Annotated in this window: 19 protein-coding genes; 4 read left to right on the forward strand and 15 right to left on the reverse strand. The window is 38.6% G+C overall.

Annotated features, from left to right (window positions below; all coding sequences use genetic code 11):
- Window position 1 precedes the first annotated feature (1 nt).
- The 6 genes from TTE_RS12290 to purR all read right to left on the reverse strand — a co-directional run bounded on the left by TTE_RS12290 (window position 2) and on the right by purR (window position 4450).
- Window positions 2–682: a response regulator transcription factor gene (locus TTE_RS12290; protein ID WP_011026571.1), complete on the reverse strand. Its 681-nt coding sequence runs from the start codon at window positions 680–682 to the stop codon at window positions 2–4.
- Between the two features lie 69 nt (window positions 683–751).
- Window positions 752–1702: a ribose-phosphate diphosphokinase gene (locus tag TTE_RS12295; RefSeq protein WP_011026572.1), complete on the reverse strand. Its 951-nt coding sequence runs from the start codon at window positions 1700–1702 to the stop codon at window positions 752–754.
- A 7-nt stretch (window positions 1703–1709) separates the two neighbouring features.
- On the reverse strand, window positions 1710–3083 hold the full coding sequence (gene glmU, locus TTE_RS12300) for a bifunctional UDP-N-acetylglucosamine diphosphorylase/glucosamine-1-phosphate N-acetyltransferase GlmU (RefSeq protein WP_011026573.1): 1374 nt from the start codon (window positions 3081–3083) through the stop codon (window positions 1710–1712).
- A gap of 102 nt (window positions 3084–3185) precedes the next feature.
- Window positions 3186–3461, reverse strand: coding sequence for a septation regulator SpoVG (gene spoVG / locus TTE_RS12305; RefSeq protein ID WP_011026574.1), 276 nt, complete (start codon window positions 3459–3461; stop codon window positions 3186–3188).
- A gap of 5 nt (window positions 3462–3466) precedes the next feature.
- Window positions 3467–3595, reverse strand: coding sequence for a hypothetical protein (locus TTE_RS14520; protein WP_259082439.1), 129 nt, complete (start codon window positions 3593–3595; stop codon window positions 3467–3469).
- Window positions 3596–3628: 33 nt separating this feature from the next.
- Window positions 3629–4450: a pur operon repressor gene (gene purR, locus TTE_RS12310; protein WP_041587234.1), complete on the reverse strand. Its 822-nt coding sequence runs from the start codon at window positions 4448–4450 to the stop codon at window positions 3629–3631.
- A gap of 171 nt (window positions 4451–4621) precedes the next feature.
- Here purR and murC point away from each other — a divergent pair, with 171 nt between their 5' ends.
- Window positions 4622–6004, forward strand: a complete 1383-nt coding sequence (gene murC, locus TTE_RS12315; RefSeq protein WP_011026576.1) for a UDP-N-acetylmuramate--L-alanine ligase — start codon at window positions 4622–4624, stop codon at window positions 6002–6004.
- 76 nt (window positions 6005–6080) lie between these two features.
- On the opposite strand, the gene TTE_RS12320 is transcribed toward murC, so the two are convergent.
- Entirely contained in the window at window positions 6081–7094 is a 1014-nt protein-coding gene (locus TTE_RS12320) for a LacI family DNA-binding transcriptional regulator (protein ID WP_041587235.1), read from the reverse strand.
- Window positions 7095–7176: 82 nt separating this feature from the next.
- Complete coding sequence (locus tag TTE_RS12325) at window positions 7177–8079, reverse strand: CPBP family intramembrane glutamic endopeptidase (RefSeq protein ID WP_011026578.1); 903 nt, start codon at window positions 8077–8079, stop codon at window positions 7177–7179.
- Window positions 8080–8240: 161 nt separating this feature from the next.
- On the opposite strand from TTE_RS12325, the gene TTE_RS12330 reads away from it, so the two are divergent.
- A complete protein-coding gene (locus tag TTE_RS12330) occupies window positions 8241–8678 on the forward strand; it encodes an Hsp20/alpha crystallin family protein (RefSeq protein ID WP_011026580.1) in 438 nt (145 codons plus the stop codon).
- Between the two features lie 146 nt (window positions 8679–8824).
- On the opposite strand, the gene TTE_RS13970 is transcribed toward TTE_RS12330, so the two are convergent.
- The 3 genes from TTE_RS13970 to TTE_RS12345 are packed head-to-tail and all read right to left on the reverse strand — an operon-like array spanning window position 8825 to window position 9480.
- The gene (locus tag TTE_RS13970) at window positions 8825–8992 is read right to left on the reverse strand and encodes a hypothetical protein (RefSeq protein ID WP_022588737.1); all 168 of its coding nucleotides are present in this window, start codon (window positions 8990–8992) and stop codon (window positions 8825–8827) included.
- A gap of 40 nt (window positions 8993–9032) precedes the next feature.
- Window positions 9033–9248 carry a hypothetical protein gene (locus tag TTE_RS14350; protein ID WP_011026582.1) on the reverse strand — a complete coding sequence of 72 codons (216 nt, stop codon included), beginning with the start codon at window positions 9246–9248 and terminating at the stop codon, window positions 9033–9035.
- A complete protein-coding gene (locus tag TTE_RS12345; protein WP_011026583.1) occupies window positions 9235–9480 on the reverse strand; it encodes a hypothetical protein in 246 nt (81 codons plus the stop codon). Before TTE_RS12345 ends, TTE_RS14350 begins: the two co-directional genes overlap by 14 nt.
- A gap of 183 nt (window positions 9481–9663) precedes the next feature.
- Between TTE_RS12345 and TTE_RS12350 the strand changes: the two genes are divergently transcribed.
- Both TTE_RS12350 and TTE_RS12355 read left to right on the forward strand, forming a co-directional pair.
- Complete coding sequence (locus TTE_RS12350; RefSeq protein ID WP_011026584.1) at window positions 9664–9930, forward strand: CopG family transcriptional regulator; 267 nt, start codon at window positions 9664–9666, stop codon at window positions 9928–9930.
- Window positions 9917–10348: a PIN domain-containing protein gene (locus tag TTE_RS12355; protein WP_031314291.1), complete on the forward strand. Its 432-nt coding sequence runs from the start codon at window positions 9917–9919 to the stop codon at window positions 10346–10348. The genes TTE_RS12350 and TTE_RS12355 overlap by 14 nt, the downstream gene beginning before the upstream one ends.
- 34 nt (window positions 10349–10382) lie before the next feature.
- Here TTE_RS12355 and TTE_RS12360 read toward each other — a convergent pair whose 3' ends face one another.
- The 4 genes from TTE_RS12360 to TTE_RS12375 are packed head-to-tail and all read right to left on the reverse strand — an operon-like array spanning window position 10383 to window position 13944.
- A complete protein-coding gene (locus tag TTE_RS12360; RefSeq protein ID WP_011026586.1) occupies window positions 10383–11741 on the reverse strand; it encodes a PTS fructose transporter subunit IIC in 1359 nt (452 codons plus the stop codon).
- Between the two features lie 22 nt (window positions 11742–11763).
- A complete protein-coding gene (locus TTE_RS12365; RefSeq protein WP_031314292.1) occupies window positions 11764–12210 on the reverse strand; it encodes a PTS sugar transporter subunit IIA in 447 nt (148 codons plus the stop codon).
- Window positions 12211–12215: 5 nt separating this feature from the next.
- Window positions 12216–13148 carry a 1-phosphofructokinase gene (gene pfkB / locus TTE_RS12370; protein WP_041587236.1) on the reverse strand — a complete coding sequence of 311 codons (933 nt, stop codon included), beginning with the start codon at window positions 13146–13148 and terminating at the stop codon, window positions 12216–12218.
- A complete protein-coding gene (locus TTE_RS12375; protein ID WP_041587237.1) occupies window positions 13114–13944 on the reverse strand; it encodes a DeoR/GlpR family DNA-binding transcription regulator in 831 nt (276 codons plus the stop codon). Before TTE_RS12375 ends, pfkB begins: the two co-directional genes overlap by 35 nt.
- Window positions 13945–13949: the final 5 nt, after the last annotated feature.

Genomic DNA, 13949 nt, shown 5'->3' on the forward strand with positions numbered 1-13949 from the left:
TTCAGTTCACCTCAAACTTATAACCTACTCCCCAAACAGTCGTGAGCTTCCAGTTTGGACCCTCTCCCACCTTCTCTCTCAACCTCTTTATGTGCACATCCACCGTCCTGCTGTCCCCCATGTAGTCATAGCCCCACACATTCTCCAAAAGCTGGTCCCTTGTAAACACTCTATTGGGATGTGTGCAGAGAAAATAAAGAAGCTCTAACTCCTTCGGCGTAAGGTCAATATTTTTTCCTTTGTAGATGACTTTGTACTCGCTTAAACTAACGTACAAGTCAGGATAGGACACAGATTTATCCTCACTTTCGCCCTCATACCTTCTCAAAACTGCTTTAACCCTTGCTACAAGCTCCTTCCCGTCAAAAGGTTTGACAATATAATCATCAGCTCCTATCTCAAGTCCTAAAACCTTGTCCAAAGTGTCTCCTTTTGCAGTAAGCATAATTATTGGCACTTTAGAAAATTTTCTTACTTCTTTGCAAAGTGCAATTCCATCAATTCCCGGAAGCATTATATCGAGTATTACAAGCTTTGGAGGCTTTTCCTGTATCTTTCTAAGAGCTGTCTGCCCGTCGTATATCTGCTCCACTTCAAAACCCTCTTTTTCGAGATATAAAGAGACAATTTCGCATATATTTTTGTCATCATCCACCACATAAATCTTCTGGCTTTCTCCCACAAAACCACCCTCTGTATCATATGTTCTTTTTTAAATTATACCATAAACAAAAAAGGCACATAAAGTGCCTTATGTGAAAAGCTTGCTGACAGACATGCCCTCGTGTATTCTCAAAATTGCCTCTGCAAAAAGCGGCGCCACAGACCTCACTTTTATCTTGTCAATCTTCTTTTCTTCAGGGAGAGGAATGGTATCGGTTATGACAACTTCCTTGATAGGAGATTCTTTAAGCCTTTCAATGGCAGGACCTGAAAGCACACCATGTGTTGCACAGGCATAAATCTCCACTGCTCCGTGGTCTAAAAGGGCTTCTGCCGCCTGTACAAGCGTCCCTGCAGTGTCAATTAGGTCGTCTACAAGTATCGCTTTTTTACCCTTGACATCGCCAATTATATTCATAACCTCGGCTACATTTGCTTTTGGCCTTCTCTTGTCAATGATGGCCAGAGGAGCATTTAATTTTTCTGCAAAATACCTTGCCCTTGTGACACTTCCATGGTCAGGAGACACAACCACCACATCATCTCCCAATTCCTTATCCATGAAGTACTTGGCAAGAATAGGCCCACCTAATAGATGGTCTACAGGAATGTTAAAATACCCTTGAATCTGAGGAGCGTGCAAGTCCATCGTGACTACTCTGTGGGCTCCTGCTGCTGTGATGAGGTCAGCCACCAGTTTAGCAGTTATAGGGTCTCTAGCTTTTGCTTTCCTGTCCTGCCTTGCGTACCCGTAATAGGGTATGACTGCGTTAATCTCAGCAGCTGAAGCTCTTTTGAAAGCGTCAATCATTATGAGAAGCTCCATCAAATTGTTGTTCACAGGAGCACAAGTCGACTGAATTACAAAAACGCTTGCTCCCCTTACGCTCTCCCCTATTCTCACACTTATTTCTCCATCGCTAAATGTGCCAACTTCTGAATCTGCCAGTTTAAGACCCAAGTGTTCAGCTATTTCACTGGCCAGCTTAGGATTTGAATTTCCCGTAAAAATCTTAAGTGAGTTAGTATACCTCGCCATTTTTACACTAAAGCCTCCCTTTTTTTATTCTTTCCTCTACCCAGCCCTCTTTATTGGTCTGTCTGCTCCTCGCAATGGCGAGGGCTCCTTCAGGCACATCTTCTGTAATAGTAGACCCCGCAGCAATATACGCATTATTGCCAATTTTCACAGGTGCTACAAGGTTGACATTGCAACCCACAAACACATTGTCCCCAATAATGGTCTTGTGCTTCTGCTTTCCGTCATAATTTACAGTGATCGAACCGCAACCCATGTTGACATTCTTCCCAAGCTCTGCATCTCCTACATAAGTGAGGTGAGGCACTTTACTCCCCTCATCAATCACAGACTTCTTTATCTCAACAAAATCGCCAATCTTGACATTATTTTTTATCACAGATTCAGGCCTTATGTGGGCGAAAGGCCCTATTTTAACATTGTTGCCCACACTTGATGAGAGCACTACCGAATACATAACATTGCATCCATTTCCAATGGTAGAGTCCACAATCCTCGAATTAGGCCCTATTTCACAGTCTTCCCCTATCTTAGTCTTACCCTGCAGAATAGTTCCTGGCAAGATAACAGTATCCCGTCCAATTTCAACTTCTGCATCTATATAAGTGCTGTCTGGGTCTATTATCGTTACTCCATTTTCCATGTGCTTTTCATTTATTCTCCTTCTCATCACCTTTTCCGCATTTGAGAGCTGAACTCGGGAATTTACTCCTATTATCTCTTCTGACTCCCCAACTACAGCACCAATTTTTCCTCCCATATTCCTTATAATCTCTACAGCATCTGTCAAATAGTATTCTCCTTGAGCGTTATCATTAGTTATCTCCTTTAAAGCAGCTCTTAATTTCGCGATATCCACAACGTACATCCCCGAATTTATCTCTTTTACTCTTTTTTCTTCTTCGCTTGCGTCCTTTTCTTCCACAATCTTTACAACGTTTCCACTTTCATCCCTTATTATCCTTCCATAGCCTGTAGGGTCGTCAAAAATAGAAGATAAAATAGTAACATCATTTCCTTCGCTGATGTGATACTCTACAAGCTTTCTCAAGGTGTCAGAAGTGATAAGAGGAGTATCCCCTGTGAGTATTAAAACCATTCCCTCAAGAGGCAAAAACTCTTCTGCCATCATCACAGCATGACCTGTTCCAAGCTGAACTTTCTGGTATGCGTACTTCACCTCATCCCCAAGCACTTCCTCTACCATTTCCCGGCCGTGCCCCACTACAACGATTACTTCCTTGCTGCCTGCTTCTTGTGCTGCCTCCACTACCCATTTTACCATTGGCTTGCCGCACACTTTGTGAACAACCTTTGGATACTTTGACTTCATTCGTTTCCCTAACCCAGCCGCCAGAATCACACTTACTAGCTCTTCCACTTTACCCACCTTCTATAAAAAATCTACTATTCCGCCCTATACTATTTTAACTATAATTCCCGCAAAGTTCAACAAAAAAATAAAAAGGAGACGAGCTCCTTTTTATTCCTTGTTAGAATTGTTTTCTTTTGCTTTTTCGTATTCTTCAAGGATAGCCTTCTGCAACTTATTCCTCGTATCTGAGTTTATAGGGTGAGCGATATCTTTAAACTCCCCTTCAGGAGTTTTACGGCTAGGCATAGCAATAAACAAACCATTTTGCCCTTCTATAACTTTGATGTCGTGAACTACAAATTCATTGTCAAAAGTCACAGAAACAACTGCTTTCATCCTGCCTTCGTCGTTTAATTTCCTCACCCTTACGTCTGTAATCTTCATTGAGTTCACCACCTTCCTGAAGCATAGACCTGTGTTGAATTAGGAACTGCCTTTTCCTGCTTCATTGACTGCTGTCTTTTTCTTGCAATCTCCGCAAGAATCAGGCTTATCCCTCTCTTTAATATATTCGCCAAAAACTTAAAATTTCCTTCATGAAATAAAAATTTTTATTTTAAGATCCAGTCACTTATCTCTATCTCTACAATATTCTTTTCTTCCTCCACATTTTTTAACACAAAAATAGAGATGTAATTGTCTATCAACTTCTCCCTAGGTTCCTCTGTCGCAATCATCACTCCTGCCCCCACAACATGAGCATCAAATTCTTCCATAAGCTCTGTCATGCCCTTCAAAGTGCCTCCTGCCTTCATAAAATCGTCCACCAGGAGGACTTTTGCTCCCTTGTCAAGAGCCCTTCTTGCCAACGACATAGACCTTATATGCCTTTGAGAACCTGACACATAATTTATGGACACAAAAGAACCTTCTGTCACACGGCTGTCTTTCCTCACTATCACCAGTGGCACATTCAAAACCCTTGCGCACATGAGGGCAATAGGTATCCCTTTTGTCTCCACAGTAACAACAGCGTCAATCTCTTTTTCAATAAAGGGATACACTAAAACCTCAGCAATTTTACTCACAATGGGAGGAGAATAAATCAAATCAGCTGTGTACAGAAAACCCCCTGGAATTATCCTTGAAGGGTCTTTAAGTCTTTCACATACCTCTTTCACAAAAGGCACATAGCTTTTTAAACTTGAAACAGGGATATACTTGACTCCTCCGCCAGCCCCCGGAAAAGTCATCAATTTCCCCATATCAAATTTTTCTAATATCTCTTCTAAAATATCTATATCTTCTGAAGCCGAAGACTTAGCTATATTAAACATATCCATAAACTGCTCGAGGTTTACCAATTTGTTGGGATTGTCAGTAAAAAATTTGAGAAGAGCCACAAGCCTCTCATACCTTTTATACTTTTCCATCAAAAATTAACCTCCAATTCACAAACTTTTATACTAAAATTATATTTAAAAGTTCACTTTTCTGCAACATGTGGTATAATTTTTTTATAAAACAGTGACAACAAAAAGGCGTCTAGCATATTCTAACCATATGATGGCAATAATATGAAGTAGAAACGAGAGGTGCATTTTATGGAAATAGATCTTGAAAAATTTAAAAGAATTCATTTTATTGGAATTGGCGGTATAAGCATGAGCGGGTTAGCTCATATACTGCTGGAGGAAGGACATACAATAACAGGCTCAGACATAAAAAACTCTCATTTGATTGAAAGGCTCGAAAAAGAAGGGGCAAAAATAAATATCCCTCATATGGCAGAAAGCGTGATAGGCGCTGACCTTGTGGTATATACAGCAGCGATACATGATGACAATGTGGAATACCAAAAAGCAAAAGAACTGGGAATTCCCATAATAGACAGGGCTACACTTCTAGGCCTTATAATGAAAAAATACAAATTTGGTGTTGCTGTTGCAGGAAGCCATGGAAAAACCACCACAACCTCTCTTATTTCAGTAATACTTGACAGAGCAGGCTATGACCCAACGGTCTTGGTTGGAGGAGAAATAGATGCAATAGGCGGAAATGTGAGGGTGGGAAAAAGTGAATACTTCGTCACAGAAGCCTGTGAATACACGGACAGCTTCCTCAAATTTTATCCCTACATAGCTGTAATACTAAACGTAGACTCAGACCATCTGGACTACTTTAAAAATATTGACAACATAAAGCAGTCCTTCAGACAATTTGCAAGCCTTGTTCCTTCAGATGGCTTTGTAGTAGCCTGCAAAGACGATGCAAATACAATGCATGTGATAAAAGGCTTGGAGAAAAACATCGTAACATACGGCATTAACGAAAAAAGCGATTGGCAGGCAAAAGATATAACTTACGATGAAAAAGGCTGCGCAAGTTTTAATGTTTATTACAGAGGAAAATTTATAGGGCATTTTAAGCTCTCCATTCCTGGCAAGCACAATATATACAATGCTCTCGCTTCTCTTGCTGTAACTTACCTTCTAGGAGTTGACACAGAAAAGGCTAAAGAATATATAAAAGAATTTAAAGGCACCCACAGAAGATTTGAAGTCAAAGGAGTAGTAGAAGGGGTTACAGTTGTAGATGATTACGCTCATCACCCTGCAGAAATACATGCAACTTTAGAGGCTGCGAAAAATTATCCTCACAAAAGGATAATAGCCATATTCCAGCCCCACACCTATTCAAGGACAAAAGCTTTGCTTTCCGACTTTGCCGAATCTTTTGATGCTGCTGACAAAATAATAATAACTGACATATATGCCGCAAGAGAAAAAGACACAGGAATTGTATCTTCAAAAGACTTAGTAGATTTGATCTTCAAAAGAGGAAAGGACGTCCTTTATATAAAGGATTTTGACTCCATTGTAGAATATCTAAAAGAAAACACAGAAGAAGGTGACTTAGTCCTCACAATAGGAGCTGGCAACATATACGAGGTAGGAGAAAAATTTCTAGAAGAGAACAAAAAATAAAGGAGAAGATTTACTCCTTCAGGTAAGTCTTCTCCTTTCTCCTCTGTCATATAATACAACCCCTTTGGATACACCTCTATCTGGAAACACAAGATTTTCTCTCTATAAGCTTTACCGGCACAATTATATGATCCGACTCAATCTCTTTTTGCTTTAACCTTGCAATTAGAAGTTCTGCTGATTTTATCCCCAGCTCAAAAGTGGATATATCTATCGTCGTGAGAGGTGGATTCGCAAAAGCAGACAAAGGAATATTGTTAAAGCCTACTATAGAAATATCCTCCGGTACCCTAAATCCCTTGTCAATAGTAGCTCTTATCACGCCAAAAGCCATCACATCGTCTGTGACAACTACTCCTGTGGGCTTTGCCCTCTCAAGTATTTTCATCATAGCCCTGTATCCACCGTCTTCAGAAAATTCCTCCTGCTCCACCAGCTCCCTCTTAAAAGTCAATCCATTTTCTTCAAGAGCCAGCTTATAACCATCCAACCTGTCCAAACTCACCACATACTCCAGCGAACCGCTTATAAAAGCGATTTCTCTATGCCCGTGCTTTATAAGGTAATTCGTAGCAAGCTTGGAAGCACCTATATTGTCATTGTCGACCCAGTAAACACCTCTAGCATCAAGAGGTTTGCCTATCACCACAAAAGGAAATTTTTCATCCCTTAACCACGGTATAAGCTCATCAGTAGTTCTTGAGGACAAAAGAATTATCCCATCCACCCTTTTCCCTTTTACCATCCTTATTACCGCTTCTTTTTCCTCTTCTTTATTCCCGGAGGTTGACAAAAGCAAATCATATTTTTCCCTGTGGGCCACAACGCTTATACCCCTCATAACCTCAGGGAAAAAGGGGTTGGAAAAAGCTTCTTCTGTGGAACGGGGCATTATAAGCCCCAGCGTATTTGTCACCTTGCTGGCAAGGCTTCTGGCAATGGCATTTGGGTAGTACCCTAGTTCTTCCATTGCCTTCCAGACTCTTTCCTTTGTCTCCTTGCTAATGCGAGGGCTGTCCGCAATAACCCTGGAAACCGTAGAAGGCGCTACATTGGCTCTTTTCGCTACATCCTTAATTGTAACATTCATTCTCATCACCACCCATATGAAACCGATTGCATTCCCCTCTATCCACTATTCTACCCTATTATACCATAAAGGTCAACAACTTTTACTGAGCTATTTTTACCATTTGCCACGTGACTCTATACAAAAATATTAAAATAGAAAGGAAAAAAGGCCAGTATAAAAAGACTTTTACATCCTCTTTTACCCCTGTACCTCCTTTTATTACATACGGTGTAGTCATAGCGGTAAATCTTCTCAAAAGAGCATAAAGAATCATCCCTGAAAAAACTGCAATGACACCGTAGAATAAAACCGCCGAAAAAGGTATGCTTATTCTTTCCACACCTGATACATTAGCCATACCTGACTGAGAAATAAAGTAAGACAAAATAGTTGAAATAGCATTATTTGTAAAATGCACTATCATTCCAGCAAATATAGAATCCGTCCTGTAAACCACATACCCCAATATAGTTCCCAAAAACAATATGCTTAAAAAATTTTGCACATTCAAATGAAGCATGGCAAATAAAATTGCTGTAATAACAACGCTCTTTATGGATCCTCTCATTTCAAAGCTTCTCATTACAAGGCCTCTCATAAAAATTTCCTCACAGCAGGCTGCCACCAGCCCAAAAATTATTAATTGAATAATAAGTTCATTAAAGTCCTGAGCAGGAGGAATCTGCATCACAGGAACTTTCCCCAGCTTTGAAAGAAAATAATTTGTCAGAACTGCCAAAAATCCGGACACACCCCAGGAAGCAATAGCAATGAATACAAGAAGGAGGACAAATTCACTTTTTAAAGGATTTAACCTTAGCACATATTTTACATCATAGCGCTTAATTAAGAGATAAACAATTACAGGAATTAACACAAAAACAATTTCAGTAATCAATATCCCTATGTACAATGACGCTTTTTGAACCAGATATCCCAAAGTTATGAAAAGAACCATAACAGAAAAGTACAACTTGCCTACATCTTTTTCATCCGGCCTCATTCCACCACTTCCTCATATCTTTTCTACATGCCCTCATAAATTTTACCACAAAAAGAATATAAAAATAAGAATTAAATGTGAAGTTTTTGTGAATCCTAATAATTGCAAAAATTTATCAATGTGCTATAATAAATAATAGAAAAATATGGAGGTGATGTAAAATGAGCTTAATGAGAAGAGGAAGAGACTGGTGGGACTGGCCCTTTGACATCAACATAAGAAACCTGCCCAGCATCTTTGACATAAATTTCCCTTCCTTATCCGGCCTGTTTTCAAGGCCAAGAGTGGACATAGTAGAATCAGAGACAGAAATAGTTGCAACTGCTGAACTTCCCGGAGTTGACAAAAAAGATATAGAAATAAATGTTTACGACAACATATTGGAAATAAAAGGGCAGACTTCAGTAGACGAAGAAAAAGAGGACAAAAACTATTACATCAGAGAGAGATATTATGGAAGCTTCGCGAGGAGAATTGAGTTACCCGCAGAAGTGGACCCTGAAAGGACCACAGCTAAATTTGAAAATGGAATACTCAAAATCACAATGCCAAAACTCCATCCGAGCAAGCCAAAGAAAAGAAGAATTGATATAGAGTAAAAGAGGCAAGTTACTGCTTGCCTCTTTTACTTTTCTCGCTAAATTACGCAGAGTGATATTTTTATGAAAAAGTACTCTTGAATAGTACCCCCATAAAAAAAATAAAAGAGGCAGGTTTTAATTTACCTTTCCATATACTTCTTTTTTTAATTTAACAATTTCTTTATTTCTTCTTTTGGCAACTCAGTTATTTGAGCGATTTTATCAATATCCATTCCTTCTTTTAATAGTTTTTTAGCTATCTCTATACTTTTGTTTCTTTCTCCTTCTTTTATTAGTTTTCTGTAAGTTTCAGAATCCTCAAGCCTTAACATTTTCATCACCTCCGCAAACATTCTATCAACAGCATTCTTCTTATAGACCAATTCTGCTAATATTCTGGCTCTGGCTGCTTTTTTCTCGTATGTAGTGAGGATTTAAATTCAGGTCAGTATTTGGCAAAGTAAAGGTACAAAATCCTTTTAACAAATAAAAAGAAAACGAAACTTGGCTAAGTGACGCTTTTTCTGCTAATTCATCTATATCATCTAATAGATACCTTAAAATTATATTTGCATCAACTATTTTCATAATTTTCCATCACCGCACTTGCCCAAGCTTCATTCTCTTTTTCTATAAGCTTTTCATTTTTATATTTTGATAATGCTCCTCGCAGTCGTCTTTTTTGCTCTTTTGAATCTACATCCTCCATATTTTCGTATGGTAGGACAATTATTTCAACCTTTTTCCCTCTTAATTCTTCCGGAATCTCCATTATATCTGCCAATATATCACTATTTGCAACTTTCCTAATAAATTTCATGCTTTCAACTCCCCTCAACTCATACAACAAATTTACTTTATAGATATTATACCATGTATCCTATGCATATAGTAGTACTCCCTCAGTAGTAAAGAAAATCTATACGCTAGGGAAAATATAATTTGTCAATTGAGTTACACGTAAAAATGTGATATACTAGATTACGTGGAAGGAGGGGATTTTATGAAAAAAAGTAAACGAAAAATGGAAATACAAAATATCACGCTATCTTTACCTAAGGATTTATTGCAAAAGATAAAACATATAGCCATAGACAGACAAACATCAGTATCCGGCCTTTTAACAGAAACACTAGAAGAAATAGTAAGAAAAGAAGATTTGTATGAGAGAGCTAAGCTGCGTCATATAAGCATATTAGAAAAGGGTTTTGACTTGGGTACAGAAGGTAAAATCACGTGGAGCAGAGATGATTTATATGAAAGGCAATAAAGATTTGCAATTTGTCGATACGAATGTTTTAGTTTATGCATATGATGTATCTGCAGGTGAAAAACATGAAATCGCAAAAGAACTATTAAAAGAGTTATGGTATGAAAGGAATGGTTGTTTAAGCACCCAAGTCCTTCAAGAATTTTATGTAACTATTACAAAAAAGGTAAAAAAACCTTTGTCCCCAGTAGAAGCTGCAGAAATTATTTCGGACCTTAGAAGTTGGAAATTGAGTGTGATAGATATTAAAGATATCCTGGAAGCAATTAGAGTTTCCCAACGCTATATGATTTCTTTTTGGGATTCGTTGATAATTGTCAGTGCAGTTAATCTTGATTGTGAAATAATATGGAGCGAGGATTTAAATTCAGGGCAGTACTTTGGTAAAGTAAGAGTGCAAAATCCTTTTAACAAATAAAAAGTCAGGGCAAACAAGAGCTTGCCCTGATTTTTTATTCTACTTTCTTTTTAAGAAGTGCAACCATTAAGGCAGTTACAACTGTACCGACTGCTATCACACCAATATAAAGAAGTGGATTTGAAACAGCTATAGGTATCACAAATATACCTCCGTGAGGAGCCCTTAATTCAATGTGGAAAAGCATTGAAAGTGCGCCTGTAACTGCAGAACCCACCATTATAGAAGGTATTACCCTAAATGGGTCTGCTGCTGCAAAAGGTATAGCCCCTTCTGTTATAAAGGAGGCTCCCAATACCCAAGCTGCTTTACCGGCTTCTATTTCATCTTTTGTAAATCTATCTTTAAATAAAACTGTTGCAAGTGCAAGGCCAAGTGGCGGTGTCATACCAGCTGCCATAACTGCTGCCATCGGAGTAAACACATTTGAGCCCAAAAGCCCTGTTGCAAAGGTATAAGCTGTCTTGTTAACAGGACCACCCATATCAAAAGCCATCATAAGTCCTAATATTGCTCTGAAAATAACCGCATTTGTAGAGCTCATCCCTGTAAGCCAGTTAGTCAAAGATGTCATAATAGCTTTCATTGGTGAACCAATCACATATATCATTAAAAGTCCTACTATTAAAGTAGACAATACCGGCAATATCAATACTGGCATTAAACCTTCTAAAGTCCTAGGCAGTTTTATTAACTTCTTCAAATAGTCTACCGTATACCCTGCCAAAAATCCTGAAATGATTCCGCCTAAAAATCCTGCACCTGTTGATACTGCCAGCATACCACCTACCATACCAGGAACAAGGCCAGGTCTATCTGCTATAGAAAATGCTATATACCCTGACAAAATTGGTACCATCAGCGCAAATGCTGAACCACCGCCAATTCTCATCAAAGCCCATGGTAAGGTTCCTTCTACTTCAAACGCCTTATATCCCCAGAAGAAAGAAAGCGCAATTAAAATACCGCCTGCAACTACAAAAGGTATCATGTAGGAAACACCTGTCATGAGGTGCTTGTAGGCTCCTGTCCTCTGAGCAGCTCTTTCTTTGTGAATCTCCTGTACTTTCTCCACATAGTCAGTAGGTTTCTCCATCTTTAAAGCTTTTTCAATAAGCCCTTTTGCATCTTTTATAGCATCTTCCACGCCAACTTCCAGAACAGGTTTCCCAGCAAATCTTGATTTGTCCACCTTAGTGGAAGCAGCAATTATAACAGCATCCGCTTCTCTTATGTCCTCTTCTGTAAGAGCATTTTCTGCACCTATTGACCCTTGAGTCTCTACTTTTATGTCAACTCCCATCTCTTTTGCTGCCATCTGCAGATTCTCCGCCGCCATATAGGTATGTGCAATACCTGTAGGACAAGCTGTTACGGCAACAATTTTCTTCATGATTACTCCCCTCTCTTAAAGTTTAATTTTCAAAAGCTCTTATAACTTCCTCCGGTGTAGAAGCCTTCTCCAGCGCTTCCCTCACCTCCTTATGCATCAAAGCCCTTGAAAGATCAGCCAAAACTTTTAGGTGTAGCTCATTTGAATTGTCTGGTACAGCAATTAGGAAAAAAAGATGAGCGGGCTTACCATCCATTGAATTATAATCAATCCCATTTTGGGATTTGCCAAACACGATTGAAGGCTTTTTCACAAGACTACTCTTTCCGTGAGGTATTGCTACTCCATAGCCTATTCCTGTAGAAAATTCCTCTTCTCTTTTCTTAACAACCTCTAAAAAACCTTTTTCATCATCTACCACATCATTTTCCTTTAAAATTTTCACTAACTCTTCTAGGACTTCCTCCTTTGTTTTCGCTTTCAAATCAAAAACCATCATCTTTTCATTAAGCACATCTTTTATCTCCATTTCCCTCACCTTTCTATCCTCTCAATCTCAATTTTGTCTTTTAATGCATTTACTTCTTCAATAGTACCCGCTCCTGTACCCTCTTTCATGACCACAGAAGTTGACAACGCTGCAGCTATTTTTATTGTCTCCTCAAGAGAAAGTCCTCTATATATCCCATGGGCAAAGCCTGCAACGTATGCATCCCCTGCCCCAACAGTTCCTTTCACTTCAACTTTTAGAGGTTTCACTCTAAATACAGCATCATCAGTTATAACAACGCTTCCCTCTTTCCCCATAGAAATTGCAACTATTTCTATACCTTTTTTGTTTAACTTTTTCCCTTCCTCAATAATTTCTTCTAAAGTCTCAAGTTTTCTTCCCACTATATCCTCTAATTCATGCAAATTAGGCTTTATCATGAAAGGTCTTTCTTCTATGCCGTAAAAAAGAGCTTGATTGTCAGCATCAAGAATAATTTTTAAATCCTTATTTTTTACTTCTTTAATTATCTCTTTATAAAAAGTTTTAGGCACTCCCAGTGGTAGGCTCCCCGACAGTACAAGTACTTTAGATTTTTCTGCATATCTAAATATGCTTTCCTTAAGAAGCTCTATCTCTTCTTCACTTACCTCAGGACCATACTCATTTAAATCAGTCACTTCTCCTCTTGAAATATCGGAAATCTTTATATTAGTCCTCGTATCATTTTTTATCTTCACAAAATCACTCTTTATTCCTTCCTCTTCAAGGCAATCAATTATATACTGGGCATTGGGACCTAAAAAGCCCAAGGTAATTACCTCATCCCCAAGATTTTTTAAGTTTTTGGCTACATTTATCCCCTTTCCTCCAGCGTCAACTCTTGAACGAATCACCCTATTGACACTGCCAAGCCTTAAATTTTCGACAATCACTGTCCTATCAATTGCTGGATTTGCTGTCACTGTTGTTATCATCATCTTCATCCCTTTCAAAATTTAGTATCTCTACATTTGCCTGTTCATACTTTTTCACAACCTCATAATCTATCTCATCATCAGTTATTATTGCCGTAATGTCTTTTAGATCTGCAAATTTTACAAAAGATTTTTTGCCAAACTTAGTGTGGTCTGCCACTACATATACTTCGCTTGCTACCTCTATCATCGTCTTTTTAGTATTTGCCTCAATCAAATCAGGAGTCATAAGTCCATCCTCAAAAGATATGGCATTCGTCCCAATAAAGGCCTTATCCACTTTAAACTGCCTTATTACCATCTCTGCAATAGGGCCAACTAAAGCTTTAGTCCTCCACCTCTGTATGCCGCCTGTGACGATTAATTCAATATCTTCATACTTTGAAAGCTCAATTGCAATTAAAGGAGAATTGGTGACAACAGTAAGCCTCATATTTTTTAAATTTCTCGCAATTTCCAGAGTAGTAGTACCTGAATCCAAAAGAATAGTATCCCCTTCTTCAATGAGAGATGCAGCAATTCTACCTATCTTTCTCTTTGCCTCAAGCTCCACCTCTTCCTTTTCAAAAAAGGCTGGCTCATAGTGAGTTCCAGTCTTTAAAATAGCTCCACCGTGAGTCCTCTGTATGAAACCCTTTTCCTCCAGCACATGCAAATCTCTTCTTATTGTAGACTCAGAAACATTAAAGAGTTTGCTAAGCTCAGAAACACTGATACTTTTATCCTTACTTATAATCTCTGCAATCTTTAAGCGCCTTTCCTCTCCAAACATCCTATCAGATACACCCATATTCATTCACA

The sequence above is a fragment of the Caldanaerobacter subterraneus subsp. tengcongensis MB4 genome (assembly GCF_000007085.1).
Taxonomy (GTDB): Bacteria; Bacillota; Thermoanaerobacteria; order Thermoanaerobacterales; family Thermoanaerobacteraceae; genus Thermoanaerobacter; species Thermoanaerobacter subterraneus.

What these genes read in the sequence shown, in the direction of transcription:
- TTE_RS12350 (WP_011026584.1), top strand. Translation starts at nt 9,664, where the DNA reads ATGAAAAAAAGTAAACGAAAAATGGAAATACAAAATATCACGCTATCT.
- spoVG (WP_011026574.1), bottom strand. Translation starts at nt 3,461, where the DNA reads ATGAAGATTACAGACGTAAGGGTGAGGAAATTAAACGACGAAGGCAGG.
- TTE_RS12325 (WP_011026578.1), bottom strand. Translation starts at nt 8,079, where the DNA reads ATGAGGCCGGATGAAAAAGATGTAGGCAAGTTGTACTTTTCTGTTATG.
- TTE_RS12330 (WP_011026580.1), top strand. Translation starts at nt 8,241, where the DNA reads ATGAGCTTAATGAGAAGAGGAAGAGACTGGTGGGACTGGCCCTTTGAC.
- pfkB (WP_041587236.1), bottom strand. Translation starts at nt 13,148, where the DNA reads ATGATAACAACAGTGACAGCAAATCCAGCAATTGATAGGACAGTGATT.
- TTE_RS12375 (WP_041587237.1), bottom strand. Translation starts at nt 13,944, where the DNA reads ATGAATATGGGTGTATCTGATAGGATGTTTGGAGAGGAAAGGCGCTTA.
- purR (WP_041587234.1), bottom strand. Translation starts at nt 4,450, where the DNA reads ATGGAAAAGTATAAAAGGTATGAGAGGCTTGTGGCTCTTCTCAAATTT.
- TTE_RS12355 (WP_031314291.1), top strand. Translation starts at nt 9,917, where the DNA reads ATGAAAGGCAATAAAGATTTGCAATTTGTCGATACGAATGTTTTAGTT.
- TTE_RS12365 (WP_031314292.1), bottom strand. Translation starts at nt 12,210, where the DNA reads ATGGAGATAAAAGATGTGCTTAATGAAAAGATGATGGTTTTTGATTTG.
- TTE_RS12360 (WP_011026586.1), bottom strand. Translation starts at nt 11,741, where the DNA reads ATGAAGAAAATTGTTGCCGTAACAGCTTGTCCTACAGGTATTGCACAT.
- TTE_RS12295 (WP_011026572.1), bottom strand. Translation starts at nt 1,702, where the DNA reads ATGGCGAGGTATACTAACTCACTTAAGATTTTTACGGGAAATTCAAAT.
- murC (WP_011026576.1), top strand. Translation starts at nt 4,622, where the DNA reads ATGGAAATAGATCTTGAAAAATTTAAAAGAATTCATTTTATTGGAATT.
- TTE_RS13970 (WP_022588737.1), bottom strand. Translation starts at nt 8,992, where the DNA reads ATGTTAAGGCTTGAGGATTCTGAAACTTACAGAAAACTAATAAAAGAA.
- TTE_RS12320 (WP_041587235.1), bottom strand. Translation starts at nt 7,094, where the DNA reads ATGAATGTTACAATTAAGGATGTAGCGAAAAGAGCCAATGTAGCGCCT.
- TTE_RS12345 (WP_011026583.1), bottom strand. Translation starts at nt 9,480, where the DNA reads ATGAAATTTATTAGGAAAGTTGCAAATAGTGATATATTGGCAGATATA.
- TTE_RS14350 (WP_011026582.1), bottom strand. Translation starts at nt 9,248, where the DNA reads ATGAAAATAGTTGATGCAAATATAATTTTAAGGTATCTATTAGATGAT.